The sequence below is a fragment of the Streptomyces uncialis genome (genome assembly GCF_036250755.1).
In the GTDB taxonomy this organism is placed as follows: Bacteria; Actinomycetota; Actinomycetes; order Streptomycetales; family Streptomycetaceae; genus Streptomyces; species Streptomyces uncialis.
This window is the reverse complement of record NZ_CP109583.1, coordinates 5,349,139-5,363,675: the sequence shown is the minus strand read 5'-3', so window position 1 is coordinate 5,363,675 and position 14,537 is coordinate 5,349,139. Positions and strand designations below refer to the sequence as shown.

14 protein-coding genes are annotated in these 14,537 nt (G+C 72.1%); 7 read left to right on the top strand and 7 right to left on the bottom strand.

The annotated features are described in order from the left end of the window. Positions 1-20: 20 nt before the first annotated feature. Together OG711_RS22240 and OG711_RS22235 are read right to left on the bottom strand one after the other, a co-directional pair. A complete protein-coding gene (locus OG711_RS22240) occupies positions 21-701 on the bottom strand; it encodes an ABC transporter permease (RefSeq protein WP_073795289.1) in 681 nt (226 codons plus the stop codon). Further along, a complete protein-coding gene (locus tag OG711_RS22235; protein ID WP_073795588.1) occupies positions 698-1,435 on the bottom strand; it encodes an ABC transporter permease in 738 nt (245 codons plus the stop codon). The genes OG711_RS22240 and OG711_RS22235 overlap by 4 nt, the downstream gene beginning before the upstream one ends. A 191-nt stretch (positions 1,436-1,626) precedes the next feature. Between OG711_RS22235 and OG711_RS22230 the strand changes: the two genes are divergently transcribed. The 7 genes from OG711_RS22230 (at position 1,627) to OG711_RS22200 (ending at position 7,595) form a co-directional block, all read left to right on the top strand. Next, the gene (locus OG711_RS22230; protein WP_073795292.1) at positions 1,627-2,775 is read left to right on the top strand and encodes an ABC transporter ATP-binding protein; all 1,149 of its coding nucleotides are present in this window, start codon (positions 1,627-1,629) and stop codon (positions 2,773-2,775) included. Positions 2,776-2,984: 209 nt separating this feature from the next. Beyond that, positions 2,985-4,220 (top strand): phosphatidylglycerol lysyltransferase domain-containing protein, encoded by a 1,236-nt coding sequence (locus OG711_RS22225; protein WP_405673981.1) that lies wholly within the window; start codon positions 2,985-2,987, stop codon positions 4,218-4,220. Positions 4,221-4,555: 335 nt separating this feature from the next. Then, positions 4,556-5,416: a dihydropteroate synthase gene (folP, locus tag OG711_RS22220; RefSeq protein WP_329560168.1), complete on the top strand. Its 861-nt coding sequence runs from the start codon at positions 4,556-4,558 to the stop codon at positions 5,414-5,416. After that, positions 5,413-5,922 (top strand): nuclear transport factor 2 family protein, encoded by a 510-nt coding sequence (locus OG711_RS22215; RefSeq protein WP_099282645.1) that lies wholly within the window; start codon positions 5,413-5,415, stop codon positions 5,920-5,922. The genes folP and OG711_RS22215 overlap by 4 nt, the downstream gene beginning before the upstream one ends. Positions 5,923-6,046: 124 nt before the next feature. Beyond that, entirely contained in the window at positions 6,047-6,406 is a 360-nt protein-coding gene (folB, locus tag OG711_RS22210) for a dihydroneopterin aldolase (RefSeq protein WP_329560167.1), read from the top strand. Beyond that, complete coding sequence (gene folK / locus OG711_RS22205) at positions 6,403-7,011, top strand: 2-amino-4-hydroxy-6-hydroxymethyldihydropteridine diphosphokinase (RefSeq protein ID WP_329560166.1); 609 nt, start codon at positions 6,403-6,405, stop codon at positions 7,009-7,011. The genes folB and folK overlap by 4 nt, the downstream gene beginning before the upstream one ends. 95 nt (positions 7,012-7,106) lie before the next feature. Further along, entirely contained in the window at positions 7,107-7,595 is a 489-nt protein-coding gene (locus OG711_RS22200; RefSeq protein ID WP_073795305.1) for a DUF3180 domain-containing protein, read from the top strand. 660 nt (positions 7,596-8,255) lie between these two features. Here the strand turns inward: OG711_RS22200 and folE are convergent. The 5 genes from folE to OG711_RS22175 form a co-directional block, all read right to left on the bottom strand. Continuing rightward, positions 8,256-8,861 carry a GTP cyclohydrolase I FolE gene (gene folE, locus OG711_RS22195; protein WP_073795307.1) on the bottom strand — a complete coding sequence of 202 codons (606 nt, stop codon included), beginning with the start codon at positions 8,859-8,861 and terminating at the stop codon, positions 8,256-8,258. A gap of 165 nt (positions 8,862-9,026) precedes the next feature. After that, complete coding sequence (ftsH, locus tag OG711_RS22190) at positions 9,027-11,072, bottom strand: ATP-dependent zinc metalloprotease FtsH (RefSeq protein WP_073795310.1); 2,046 nt, start codon at positions 11,070-11,072, stop codon at positions 9,027-9,029. A gap of 197 nt (positions 11,073-11,269) precedes the next feature. Then, positions 11,270-11,830 carry a hypoxanthine phosphoribosyltransferase gene (gene hpt, locus OG711_RS22185; RefSeq protein WP_073795312.1) on the bottom strand — a complete coding sequence of 187 codons (561 nt, stop codon included), beginning with the start codon at positions 11,828-11,830 and terminating at the stop codon, positions 11,270-11,272. A 50-nt stretch (positions 11,831-11,880) separates the two neighbouring features. Beyond that, the gene (gene tilS, locus OG711_RS22180) at positions 11,881-13,074 is read right to left on the bottom strand and encodes a tRNA lysidine(34) synthetase TilS (protein ID WP_266517015.1); all 1,194 of its coding nucleotides are present in this window, start codon (positions 13,072-13,074) and stop codon (positions 11,881-11,883) included. Positions 13,075-13,374: 300 nt separating this feature from the next. After that, positions 13,375-14,499, bottom strand: coding sequence for a zinc-dependent metalloprotease (locus OG711_RS22175; protein WP_329560165.1), 1,125 nt, complete (start codon positions 14,497-14,499; stop codon positions 13,375-13,377). Positions 14,500-14,537: the final 38 nt, after the last annotated feature.

The window sequence follows — 14,537 nt, the reverse complement described above, 5'->3', positions numbered from 1 at the left end:
GGGTCGTGGCCGCGCCGGGTTCAGCGCGCCGCTCCGGGGCGGCCGCGCATCGGGTCGAAGAGCCGTGCCGCGAGCGCGAGAAGACCTTCGACGAGCAGCGCGAGGACCGCCACCAGGAAGGCGCCCGCGACGACCTGGGGGGTGTTCTGCAAGCTGAACCCGGCGGTGATGATCCGGCCGAGACCGCCCTCACCCGCCATCGCCGCCAGGGTCGCCGTCGCCACGACCTGGACCGCCGCCGATCTGATGCCCACCATGACCATCGGATACGCCAGCGGCAGTTCCACGCGCGCGAAGAGCTGCCAACCGCTCATACCCATGCCCCGGGCGGCCTCCACCACGGAACGGTCGACCTCGCGCATCCCCACGTACGCGTTGGTCAGCAGCGGCGGGACCGCGAACAGGACCAGGGCGATGAGCGTCGGTACGTCGCCGTAGCGGCCCAGCGGGGTGAGGGTGAGCAGCACCAGTACGGCGAGGGTGGGTATCGCGCGGCCCACGTTGGAGAGGTTGACCGCGAGGGCCCCGCCCTTGCCGAGATGGCCCAGCCACAGGGCGAGCGGCAGGGCGATCAGACAGGAGATCAGCAGACACACACCGCTGAAGTAGAGATGCTCCGCGAGCCGGTGCCACACGCCCCGCTCGCCCTGCCAGTTGGCGCCGGTCGCGAGCCACTCGTACGCCCCCGATATCGCGTTCATACCGCCTCGGCCGCCTTCTCGACAGCGGGCCGGGGCGCGCGGGAGGCGCGCGCGGACCGGCCCGCGCGCGAGGGACGTGTCCAGGGGGTGAGCAGCCGCTGGACCAGGAGCAGGGCCGCGTCAGCGGCGAGGGCGAGGAGCACGCACAGCACCGACGCGGTGAGGACCTGCGCCTTGAAGCTGGTGTCGAGGCCGTCGAGGATCAGTGTGCCGAGGCCGCCGTGGCCGACGATGGCGCCGACCGTGGTGAGCGCGACCGTGGCCACCGTGGTGATGCGCACCCCCGCGAGGAGCGCGGGCAGCGCCAGCGGCAGCTCGACCTCCCAGAGGCGGCGCAGCGGGCCGTAGCCCATGCCGCGCGCGGCCTCCCTGACCTCCTCGGGCACGGACCGCAGTCCGATGAGGATGTTCCGGACGAGGATCGTCAGCGAGTACAGCACCAGGCCCGTGACGACGAGCGCGGCCGACAGCCCGAAGAGCGGCAGCAGCAGCGAGAACATCGCCAGCGAGGGCACCGAGTACAGCACCGTGGTGATCCCGAGGACGGGGCCCGCCAGCGCCCGCCACCGGCGGGCGAGCAGGGCGAGCGGCAGTGCCACGGCGACCCCGATCGCCACCGCCGCGGCGGTGATGGCGATGTGCTGAAGGGTCGCGTCGACCAGCTCCTGGCTCCGGGATGTGACGTACTCCCCGCAGATCCATTCGTTCGTCGTCAGACAGTCGCGCGCGCTCACCCGTGCCACCTCCCCCGTTTTCCGCCGGGCACTCCTCGAACAGATATCTGTCAACCTGGGTATCCGGTCGACCTGGCGACCCTAACCCCGGCCACTGACAATCGCTGAGGCGCGTCGGACCGACGCAACACGGCATTCACAATCCGCAGCGCGCACTCCGCACCACGCATTCCGCACCACGAGGGGGACTCATGATCCGGTTCGAGAACGTCAGCAAGCGCTACGCCGACGGCACCACCGCCGTGGACGATCTGTCCTTCGAGGTCGCCGCCGGTGAACTGGTCACCCTTGTCGGCCCGTCCGGCTGCGGGAAGACCACGACGATGAAGATGGTGAACCGGCTGATCGAGCCGACGAGCGGACGGATATTCCTCGACGGCGAGGACATCGCCGCGGGCGATCCCGTCGAACTGCGGCGCCGGATCGGCTACGTCATCCAGCAGGTGGGCCTCTTCCCGCACCGGACCGTCCTCGACAACACGGCGACCGTGCCGCATCTGCTGGGCGTGAGCCGCAAGAAGGCCCGCGCGCGGGCCGCCGAACTCCTCGACCTGGTCGGCCTCGACCCGTCCGTCCACGGCGAGCGCTACCCCGACCAGCTCTCCGGCGGACAGCGCCAGCGGGTGGGCGTCGCGCGCGCCCTGGCCGCCGATCCGCCGGTGCTGCTCATGGACGAGCCGTTCGGCGCGGTCGACCCGGTGGTCCGCGAGCGTCTCCAGTCGGAGTTCCTGCGGCTCCAGCAGTCGGTGCGCAAGACCGTGTTGTTCGTCACCCACGACATCGAGGAGGCGGTCCGGCTGGGGGACCGGATCGCGGTGTACGGGGCCGGTCGCATCGAGCAGTTCGACACCCCCGCCACGGTGCTCGGCGCCCCGTCCGGCGACTACGTGGCCGAGTTCGTGGGCGCCGACCGGGGCCTGAAGCGGCTGTCGGTGACACCCATCGAGGAGAGCGATCTGGAGCAGCCCCCGGTGGTGCGGCTGGACGACGCGCTGCCGAAGGAACTGGGCGCGCGCTGGGCCGTGGTCCTGGACGCCGACGGCGATCTGCACGGCTGGATATCCGAGGAGCACGCGCGCGGGCGCACCGGTACGGTCCGTGAGCACGCCCGCCGGATGGAGGCGTGGCTGCCGGTGGGCGCGTCCCTGAAGCACGCGTTCGCGACGATGCTCCAGCACGACGCCGGGTGGATCGCCGTGATCGACGAGGAGAGCGCGGGCCGGTTCCTCGGCGTCCTCACCCCGCAGAGCCTCCACGAGGCGCTGCGCAGGTCCACCGCGGCGGATCTGCGGGACGTCCCGCGCGCGGAGGTCGAGCTGGAGACGGTGCCCGGGAGCTGAGCCACCCGGCGGGACCCGCGACCGCCGTCCGGGCCCCCCGGCCGCGCGGCGCGGCCCCCGAGCAGGCCACCCGACCAGGGCTCCCGCCCGCCCTCGGGCCACCGCGAAGTGAACCGGGCTCCTGAACCATCCGTCCTAGAGAGCGCCGCACCACGGGACACCGGATGCGGCACCACGCCCAAGGACCTCTCGCGGAACTGTGTGATGCGATGCTCATCGACGCCTACGGCACCACCCCGGACGGGCTCCGGCCCGACGGGCGGGAACCGCGTCCCACGCGCGGGTCCGTGGGCACGACGGCCGCGTGGACGGCCGTGTGCGCCGGTCTGCTGGGCATCGCCCCGATCGTCCTGCCCGGCGTACTGCCGGGCGCCTTGACCGGTGTCCTGCCCGGCGGCCCGTCAGGCGGACCCCGGGCCCCCGCCGCCGGGGCACGGCCCGACCCCGTCGTGTCCTTGGCCACGGCCCTGGCGCTGAACACGGGCGTACTGACCCTGCTGCTCGCCCGAGGACTGCGCCGCGGCGAACGCCGGTCCTGCCTGGCCGCCCTGGTACTGCTGCCCCTGGGCGCCGCCGCGCAGTTCGCGCACCGCCACTCCGTGTTCGGGACGCTGGTCCCCCTGGCGCTGCTCGCGCTGCTGCTGCGCCACCGGGCCCGCTTCACCGCCCCGCCGGACCGGCGCAGCCGCTGGCGGGCGCTCAAGAACTTCGTCCTCCTGGGGTCCGGCTCGATCCTGCTCGGCCTCCTCCTGGTCGGCGCCCACGCCGACCGCATGGACGGCGCCCCCAGCGTCGCCGCCCGCCTGACCCACGTCCTGTACGGGCTCCTGGGCGTCGAGGGGCCCCTCGACCACACGGGGAGCGCCGCATGGACGGTCGCCGTCTGTCTGGGCTCCCTGGGCCTGCTGACAGGCGTCACCACGGTCCATCTGGCGCTGCGCCCCGGCGGGCCCGACACCCGGCCCACCGCCGACGACGAGGACCGTCTGCGGGCCCTGCTCGACCCGCACGGCGGCCGGGGCCCGCTCGACCGGCCGGGGACCCGGCGGGACCACCGCGTGGTGTTCTCCCCCAGCGGCCGGGCCGCCGTCCGCTACCGGGTGGTGCGCGGGGTGATGATCGCGGACGGCGACCCGGTGGGCGCCGCGGAGGCGTGGCCCGGCGCCATCGAACGCTTCATGGACGTGGCCAGGGCCCGCTCCTGGACACCCGCCGTCACCGGCTGCTCCCCGGCCGGCGCCGAGGTCTGGACCCGGGAGACCGGCCTCGCCCCCCAGGCCCCCGACGAGGCGACGGCCCCCGGGGACCGCCCGCCCCCCGGACACGTACCCGCAGACGCGGACCGGACAGCGCGTCGCCCCGCGCGCGTAGGGCGCGCCCCACGCCGCCGCCGTACCCGCCGGGGACCCGGCCCGGACCCGGGCACCGCCACCGCCGGGGCGTGACACGGCGCACACACCCCGGAACGGGGTGCCTGGACGAGCCGGGGCACGTCCCCCGCGCGCGTGCCCCGGTTCGACGTCCCGCGCGCGTGCCCCCCGTCCCGCCCCGGCGCGACCGGGTGCCGGGGCGGAATCCCGCCGTGACCAGGGTGCCCGGCGGAACCCACTGGCCCCCAGGCGGAGCCACGGGCCGCCGATGGGAACCACTGACGGCCGGGCGGAACCACCGACCCGCCGGGCGGCACCACGCACGGGTCGTGCGCGACCATGGAGTCGCAGGCAGGACCCGGGGGGAACCGGGAGAACAGCACCCCGCGCGCGGGCCTAGGCTGGAAAGCATGAATCGCCTCCAGGATCGCGGACGGGTCGACGGACTGCCCGAGTGGGACCGCTGCGGGGTCATGGGCGTCGTCAACGTGACCCCGGACTCCTTCTCCGACGGCGGCCGGTGGTTCGACACCACCGCCGCGGTCAAACACGGCCTCGACCTCGTGAACCAGGGCGCCGACCTCGTCGACGTCGGCGGTGAGTCCACCCGCCCCGGTGCCAGCCGGGTCGACGAGTCGGAGGAATTGCGCCGGGTCGTCCCCGTGGTGCGCGGTCTGGCGGCGGAGGGGGCCAAGGTGTCCGTGGACACCATGCGCGCCTCCGTGGCCGAGCGGTCGCTCGCGGCCGGCGCCGTACTCGTCAACGACGTCAGCGGAGGGCTCGCCGACCCCGACATGATCCCGGTGGTGGCCGCCGCGGGCGCCCCCTTCGTGGTGATGCACTGGCGCGGCTTCCTGGAGGGCCCCCGTATCCAGGGCGTCTACGCCGATGTCGTCAAGGAGGTCGTCGACGAGCTGCACGCGCGCGTGGAGGCCGTCATCGCGGGCGGGGTCGCGCCCGACCGGATAGTCGTCGACCCCGGCCTCGGCTTCTCCAAGGACGTGGACCACGACCTGGCCCTGCTCGCCCGCCTGGAGCGGCTGCGCGCCCTCGGCCACCCCGTCCTGGTCGCCGCCTCCCGCAAGCGGTTCCTGGGCCGGGTCCTCGCGGGCCCGGAGGGCGCCCCGCCGCCCGCCCGCGAACGGGACGCCGCCACCGCCGCCGTCTCCGCGATCGCCGCCCACAGCGGCGCCTGGGCCGTCCGGGTCCACGAGGTGCGCGCCACCGCCGACGCCGTACGCGTCGCCCGCGCCGTCGAGGGCGCCCGGTGACCGCACCCGGTACGCCCGGCACCGACCTCGAAGAGGTCGAGCGTGCCAACACGGCCTTCTACGAAGCACTGGAGCAGGGCGACTTCGACACCCTCTCCGACCTCTGGCTGAACGCCGGCGACCTCCCCGGCACCACCCCCGGGTCGGCGCCCGAGATCTCCTGCGTGCATCCGGGCTGGCCGCCGCTCACGGGCCGCGGCGAGGTCCTGAGGTCGTACGCGCTGATCATGGCGAACACCGACTACATCCAGTTCTTCCTGACCGATGTCCATATGTCCGTCTCCGCCGGCACCGCCCTGGTCACCTGCACCGAGAACATCCTCAGCGGCGGCCCGGCCCCCGAGGGCGGCGAGGAACTGGGCCCCCTGGTCGGACAGCTGGTCGTCGCCACGAACGTGTTCCGCCGCACCTCCGAGGGCTGGAAGCTCTGGTCGCACCACGCGTCCCCCGTCCTCGCCGAGAGCGAGGACGACTCCGACGAGGACACCGAGACCCCGGGCCTCTGACCGCCCCACGGGCCCGCACCCTCGGACGGGCCCTGTCGGTGGGCACGGGTAGCCTCGATCGAGGCCGGCGCCCGAGCGCACCCGGGGGCGGCCTCCCACAACGACGACGGCAGGAGTGAGGTACGTGGATCGTGTCGCGCTGCGCGGCCTGAAGGCCCGCGGACACCACGGGGTGTTCCCCAGGGAACGCGAGGAGGGCCAGACCTTCATCGTGGATCTGACCCTCGGCATCGACACCCGTCCCGCGGCGGCCGACGACGACCTGGCGAAAACCGTGCACTACGGCATCGTCGCCGAGGAGGTCGTGGCCGTCGTCGAGGGCGAGCCCGTCAACCTCATCGAGACGCTCGCCGAGCGCATCGCCACGATCTGCCTGCGGCACGACGGCGTCCAGGAGGTCGAGGTGTGCGTCCACAAACCGGACGCGCCCATCACCGTGCCCTTCGACGACGTGACCGTCACCATCGCCCGGAGCCGCGCATGAACACCCACCCCGGCGGGCAGAGCGACCCCACCGTGCAGCCGGTCCCCGCCTCCGTGGTGGCCCAGGTGGACGCCGCCGACACCACCCTCAGCAACCCCCGCGGCGCCGTACTGTCCCTCGGCAGCAACCTCGGCAACCGGCTGGAGACCCTCCAGGGAGCCGTGGACGCGCTGGAGGACACCCCCGGCCTGCGGGTGAAGGCAGTCTCCCCGGTCTACGAGACCGAGCCCTGGGGCGTCGACCCGGGCAGCCAGCCCTCGTACTTCAACGCCGTCGTCCTGATCCGCACCACCCTCCCGCCCGGCTCCCTGCTGGAACGCGCGCAGGCTGTCGAGGAGGCGTTCGAACGGGTACGGGACGAGCGCTGGGGCCCGCGCACCCTCGACGTCGACATCGTCACCTACGCCGATGTGACCTCGGACGACCCGGTGCTGACGCTCCCCCACCCCCGCGCCCATGAACGCGCCTTCGTGCTGGCCCCGTGGGCCGACATCGACCCCGGCGCCGAGCTCCCCGGACACGGCGCGGTCGGCGATCTCCTCGCCGGAGTCACCCGGGAAGGTGTCACCACACGGCCCGACCTGGAACTCCGGCTGCCCGAGTAGTCGTTAAGGTCGGGCGAGGGCATCAACGCCACCGACCGGGACACCCCGGCCCCGAGCCGCACACCACCGGCTCCGACCGGGACAGAAGGGACGACGTGAACCAGCTGCGCATCAGGACCCTGCTCGGCCTCTTCCTCGGAGCCGGAGTGGTGTCCTGGGCGGGAGCCCGGCTGTGGGACTCGGTCGGCACCCTGCCCGGTGTCCCGCTCGCCGCGCCCATCGTGCTCGCCGTGATCGCCGCCGTCCTGGTCGCCACGGCGCTGTCGCTGCGGGCGCGGTTGCGCGCGCAGCGGGAGCGGCAGCCGGGGGCGAAGGGCGTCGATCCGCTGATGGCCGCCCGCGCGCTGGTCTTCGGGCAGGCGAGTGCGCTGGTCGCGGCGATGATCGCGGGGCTCTACGGGGGTGTGGGGGCGTTCCTGCTGGGCTCCCTCGATGTGCCCGCCCGTCGGGACCAGGCCGTCTACGCGGGCTTCTCGGTCGTCGCGGGGCTGCTGGTCATAGCTGCCGCGCTGTTCCTGGAGCGGGTGTGCCGTCTCCCCGAGGACGACGACACACCGCACCCTCCGGGCACCCACCCGGCGTGACGCCTTCGCTTGCGCCTTCGAGGTTCCCCCTGTGCTGGGCGCACTTCGTTCCTGTGCCGTCGCTCGTCGTTTTCGCGGTTCCCCGCGGGTCGCCTTCGCTTGCGCTTCCCAGGTCCGTCCGGCGGGGCGTACTCCGTTCCTGTGCCGTCGCTCGGTGGTTTCGCGCAGTTCCCCGCGCCCCTTTGGGGCGCATCCGGTCGGTTCTTCGGGTCGGTGCCGGTCGGGATTCTCCGTCCTCGATCCGACACGCTCGGTCGGACGTTCCCTTGCCGGACTGAAGAGCATCGGAGTCTGCGAGCAGAGATTCCCGCCCACCCCCTTACGTAGCCGAGCGCCTGCACGAGGAGGATGGTTCAACCCCGCCCCAGCAGACGGAGAACAGCCTCAGGGGGCGCCCCCAAAGGGGCGCGGGGAACTGCGCGAAAACGAGGGCGACCCGCACCCGAAGAAGCGACCGCAAGGGGGCACCACCCAGGGGCGCGGGGAACTGCGCACCCACGAACGGCCCGCACGGGAACAAGTACGCCCAGGTGTGGGACCCCAGGGGCGCGGGGAACTGCGCACCCCCGGACGTACCCGCACAGGGACAGGTACGTACAGCCGGACAGACCTCGGGGCGCGGGAGAAGGCGACCCGGCGACGGACGGACGGGCGGGCGGACTACCGGGCCAGGATCAGGCTCATCGCCTCCGCGCGGGTCGTGGAGTCGCGCAGCTGACCCCGTACCGCGGAGGTCGTCGTCTTCGCGCCGGGCTTGCGGATACCCCGCACGGACATGCACATGTGCTCGGCCTCGATCACCACGATCGCGCCCCTGGCCTCCAGTATCCGCATCAGCGAATCCGCCACCTGGGTGGTGAGCCGCTCCTGCACCTGGGGCCGGCGGGCGAACACCTCGACCAGCCGCGCCAGCTTCGACAGCCCCGTGATCTTGCCGGACTCCGCGGGGATGTACCCCACATGGGCGACCCCGTGGAACGGCAGCAGATGGTGCTCGCAAAGGCTGACGATCTCGATGTCCTTCACCAGGACCATCTCGTCGTGCCCGATGTCGAACGTCGTCGTCAGGACGTCCTCCGGCTGCTGCCAGAGTCCCGCCAGGATCTCCCGGTACGCGCGCGCGACCCGCGCCGGGGTGTCCAGCAGACCCTCACGGTCCGGGTCCTCCCCGATCGCGAACAGCAGCTCCCTGATCGCGTTCTCGGCGCGCTTCTCGTCGAACTCGCCTATCGTGCGCTCGCCGCCCAGCGTCACGGGGTCGGTCATGGTCTGCCTCGTTCCTCAGCTGTACAGCCGGTACCTGGCGGGCACACGGAAATGCCGCACCCCCCAAGACTAACTAGGGGGGCGCGGCATCCATTCCGTGCCGATCATCGGCCGACGGGCCTCACCAGGGGGTCTCCCCGGCGCACGGCCACGTCAGCGGCGGTGTCAGCTCTCCGGCCGGTTGTCCTCCTGCGGCGACGGGGCCTCGGTCGGGGAGACCGGGGTCACATCGGGCTTGCCGGTCGTCAGTGACGGGGCGGCGCCGCCGGCGCCGTTCGTCAGGGACAACTCCTTCGGCGAGAGGACCGGCGGACGGGTCGACGGCGTACGCCGCGACGAGCCCGTCCAGGCCGGGCGGGCCGGACGCTTGATGATGTGGGTGAAGATCTCGGCGATCTCCTCCTTGCCCAGCGTCTCCCGCTCCAGAAGCTGGAGAACCAGGCTGTCGAGAACGTCGCGGTTCTCGACGAGGATCTCCCACGCTTCGTTGTGCGCGTTCTCGATGAGCTTCTTGACCTCTTCGTCCACGAGCGCGGCGACCTCTTCCGAGTAGTCGCGCTGGTGGCCCATCTCCCGGCCCAGGAAGGGTTCGGTGTTGTCGCCGCCGAACTTGATCGCGCCCAGACGCTCGGTCATGCCGTACTGCGTGACCATCGCGCGAGCGGTGGTCGTGGCCTTCTCGATGTCGTTGGCCGCACCGGTCGTCGGGTCGTGGAAGACCAGTTCCTCCGCCGCGCGCCCGCCCAGCATGTACGCGAGCTGGTCGAGCATCTCGTTACGCGTGGTGGAGTACTTGTCCTCCTCGGGCAGGACCATGGTGTAGCCCAGCGCCCGGCCCCGGGACAGGATGGTGATCTTGTGCACCGGGTCGGAGTTCGGTGAAGCCGCCGCGACCAGGGCGTGTCCGCCCTCGTGGTACGCGGTGATCTTCTTCTCCTTGTCCGACATGATCCGGGTCCGCTTCTGCGGGCCCGCCACCACACGGTCGATGGCCTCTTCGAGGCTGTGGTTGTCGATCAGCTTCTTGTCGCTGCGGGCCGTGAGCAGGGCGGCCTCGTTGAGGACGTTGCTCAGGTCCGCACCGGTGAAGCCCGGGGTACGGCGGGCGACCGCCGACAGATCGACGTCCGGGGCGACCGGCTTGCCCTTCTGGTGGACCTTGAGGATCTCCAGACGGCCCACCATGTCCGGACGGTCCACGGCGATCTGCCGGTCGAACCGGCCCGGTCGCAGCAGCGCCGGGTCCAGGATGTCGGGCCGGTTGGTGGCGGCGATCAGGATGACCCCGCCCTTCACGTCGAAGCCGTCCATCTCCACCAGGAGCTGGTTCAGCGTCTGCTCGCGCTCGTCGTGACCACCGCCGAGACCGGCACCGCGGTGACGGCCGACGGCGTCGATCTCGTCGACGAAGACGATCGCCGGGGCGTTCGCCTTGGCCTGCTCGAAGAGGTCACGCACCCGGGAGGCACCGACACCGACGAACATCTCGACGAAGTCGGAACCCGAGATCGAGTAGAACGGCACCCCGGCCTCACCGGCGACGGCGCGCGCGAGGAGCGTCTTGCCCGTACCGGGCGGACCGTAGAGCAGGACGCCCTTGGGGATCTTGGCGCCGACGGCCTGGAACTTCGCCGGCTCCTGGAGGAACTCCTTGATCTCGTGGAGCTCCTCGACGGCCTCGTCGGACCCCGCCACATCGGCGAACGTCGTCTTCGGGGTGTCCTTGGTGATGAGCTTGGCCTTGGACTTCCCGAAGTTCATCACCCGGGAGCCACCGCCCTGCATCTGATTCATCAGGAACAGGAAGACGACGACGATGAGGACGAAGGGCAGGAGGGACAGCAGGATGCCGAGGAACGGGTTGTCCTTCGAGGGCGAGACGGTGTAGCCCTCGGGGATCTGCTTGTCCTGGTACTTGGCCTGGAGGTCCGCGGCGAGGTCGGCGCCCTGGTCGCCGATGTAGCTCGCCTGGACCTTGCTCTGGCCCTCGACCTTCTGGCCGTCCTTGAGCTTGATCTTGATCGTCTGGGAATTGCCAGTGGTGAGCTGGGCCGACTCCACCTGGTTGTTATTGATCGCCTGGACGACCTGGCCGGTGTCCACCGTCTTGTGGCCACCGGACGAACCGACGACCTGCATCAACACGACCACGGCAAGGACGGCCAGCACGATCCACATGACCGGCCCACGGAAGTATCGCTTCACGTCCATCCATACGGAGCGATGCCGCCCCGTCCCTCCTGCCATAGTGAGTTTGATAAAGACTGTTCTTCGGACGGTACCCCAGCATTGTCACCCGAAGCCGCAGGGTGCTACTGCCAATCCCGTGGCAATCCCGCCTCCGAATGCTCCAACGGCGGGAGTCCCGAAAGGGTTCCCGGAACCCGGGTCCGCGTGGCCCGGTCGGCTCAGCCGCCGTACACGTGGGGCGCGAGCGTACCCACGAACGGCAGGTTGCGGTACTTCTCCGCGTAGTCGAGGCCGTAGCCGACGACGAACTCGTTGGGGATGTCGAAGCCGACCCACTCCACGTCGATCGCGACCTTCGCGGCCTCGGGCTTGCGCAGCAGTGTGCACACCTTGAGGGACGCGGGCTCGCGGGAGCCGAGGTTGGAGATCAGCCAGGACAGGGTGAGCCCGGAGTCGATGATGTCCTCGACGATCAGGACGTGCTTGCCCTTGATGTCGGTGTCGAGGTCCTTGAGGATGCGGACCACGCCGGACGACTGGGTGCCCGCGCCGTACGAGGACACCGCCATCCAGTCCATCGTGACGGGGGTGGACACCGCACGCGCCAGGTCCGCCATCACCATCACGGCGCCCTTGAGCACACCGACGATGAGCACGTCCTTGCCCGCGTACTCCGCGTCGATCTTCGCGGCCAGCTCCGCCAGCTTCGCGTCGATCTCTTCCTTGGTGATGAGCACCGACTGTAGGTCGGTGCCCATGTCTTTCGCGTCCACCCGCATCACTTTCGGTCGTCCGGGCCGGTTCCGGGCCGCCGTGCGCGGGGCCCGTCTCAGCTTTGCCGGATCACCAGTCTGCCACCCTGGCGCTGGGCGACGACCCGGCCGGGGAGATTGATGGCTCCCTGACCCCGCCATCCCGTGATCAACCGGTCGATCTCCTCGATGTGCCGGGCGAACAGCGAACCCGCGGGAGCGCCCGCGTCGATGGCCGCGCGGCGCAGCACCCGGCGCCGTACGGCCGGCGGGAGCGCGTACAGCTTGGCGCACTCCAGGAGCCCGGCCGGGTCGCGTACGGCGCTCTCCGCCTGGGCGGCCCAGGTGTCCAGCGCGTCGGCGTCGTCACGGGAGAGTTGGGCCGTCCGGGCGAGTGCTTCCACGACGCCCTTGCCGAGCGCCTTCTCCAGGGCGGGCAGGCCCTCGTGGCGCAGCCGGGACCTGGTGTAGGCGGGGTCGGCGTTGTGCGGGTCGTCCCAGACCGGGAGGTGCTGGACGAGGCACGCCTTGCGGGCGGTCTGCCGGTCGAGGTGGAGGAAGGGCCGCCGGTAGCGGCCACCGGCGCCCGAGACCGCGGCCATCCCGGACAGGGAGCGGATGCCCGAACCGCGCGCGAGGCCGAGGAGCACGGTCTCGGCCTGGTCGTCGCGGGTGTGGCCGAGCAGGACGGCGGTGGCGCCGTGGCGTTCGGCGGCGGCGTCCAGCGCGGCGTACCGGGCGTCACGGGCGGCGGCCTCGGGGCCCCCGCCGCGGCCGACGGTGACGCCGACGGCGTCCACGGGTCCGAGGCCGAGGCCGGTGAGCCGGGCCGCGACCTCCGCCGCGCGCTGGTCGGAGCCGGGCTGGAGACCGTGGTCGACGGTGACGGCCCCGGCGCGGATGCCGAGCTTGGGGGCTTCGAAGGCGAGCGCGGAGGCGAGCGCCATGGAGTCGGCGCCGCCGGAGCAGGCGACGAGTACGAGGGGGGCGAGCGGGTCGTCGTCCAGCAGGGACGCGCCGGGCGCGCGCCGGGCGCTCCGGGCCCCCGGTCGGGCGCCGGTGCCGGCACGGCTCATGGGGGCGCTCGTACGGTCCCGGGGGGTGGTGTCCGTACGGGGCGCGGGCGCGGTGGCCGCCGGGCTCCCGTTCAGGGGGGTGACGGGGGCGGGGCGGTCTTCGGCGGGGGCGCGCAGGTCGTGTTCGGTGAGGAGGTCGTGGAGTACGCGGCGAACCGCCAGGCGTATCGCCGCGACCGCTGGATGGGGACCCATGTCCGGTGCCCTTCGTGAAGTTCGGGGGGTGTGGCTCGGGGCTGTCGGTGATCCCTGGCGGTGGCCGCCGCCGGTGGCCCCGGTGGGGTCGCCGACGACTGACCGCGCGTCAGTGATCGTGCTCTCGATCGTCCGCCGGGCGACCGGGGCGGGCCGCTGTCGCACCGCCTGCGGTCACTCAGAGTGTGTCGATGGTGACAGAGCCGAGCCGTTCCCCGAGCATCGCACGCCTGTCAGGGGCTCACGGTCCCTCGGACGGGTGATTGCGGGGGCGTTCTTCTGCCCTCGGCTGCCCCGGGCTCACGACTCTGCCTTACGGTGCACCCGCGCGACCCAGTCCGCCGGTTTGCCGATCTCCGCCTTCGTCGGGAGGGTGTTGGGCGAGGTCCATACCCGGTTGAATCCATCCATACCGACCTCGTTGACGACCGCGCGGACGAAGCGTTCGCCGTCGCGGTACTGGCGCATTTTGGCGTCCAGCCCGAGGAGCTTGCGCAGTGCCTGGTCGAGGCGGGACGCGCCCTGCGCGCGGCGCTGCTGGAACTTCTCGCGGATCTCCGCGACCGACGGCACCACGGCCGGGCCCACCCCGTCCATGACGTGGTCGGCGTGCCCTTCGAGCAGCGACATCACGGCGGTGAGACGGCCCAGGATCTCCCGCTGGGCGGGGGTCTGCACGAGTTCGACCAGGGAGCGGCCGCCGTCGTCGTCCTCGCCCTCCGGGCGCCCTCCGGCGAGCGACTGCGCGGCCTCGCGGATGCGTTCGAGGAACGTCATCGGGTCGACGTCGGTCTCCGCGAGGAACGTCTGGATCTCGCCCTCCAGATGGTCCCGGAGCCAGGGCACGGCGGTGAACTGGGTCCGGTGGGTCTCCTCGTGGAGGGTGACCCAGAGCCGGAAGTCATGCGGGTTCACATCGAGTTCCCGCTCGACGTGGACGATGTTCGGGGCCACCAGGAGGAGCCGTCCACCGCCGTTCGCGCCCGCCGGGAGGTCCCTGGTCGCCGGGGCGAACGTCTCGTACTGGCCGAGGACCCGTGAGGACAGGAACGACAGCAGCATGCCCAGTTCCACACCGGTGACCTTGCCGCCGACCGCGCCCAGGACCGCGCCGCCCGGGCCGCCGCTGCGGCGTTCCTGCATCTTCTCCAGCAGGGGCGCCAGGATCGCCCGGAAGCCCGCGACGTTGGCGCGGACCCAGCCGGGGCGGTCCACCACCAGCACCGGCGTGTCGTGGGTGTCCGGGCCGCCCATGCGGGTGTACGCGCGTACGTGTTCCTCGGACGCCTTGGCGTGCCCGCGCAGTTCCGCGACGATGGCCCGGGCCTCGTCGCGGCTCACCTCGGGGCCCGGCCTCACCAGTCGGGTCGCGGTCGCCACCGCGAGATTCCAGTCGACCATCTCCGCACCACCGATGCTCGTCATGGCGTCAACGGTACGGGACCGCTGCGTGGGGCGTCCGA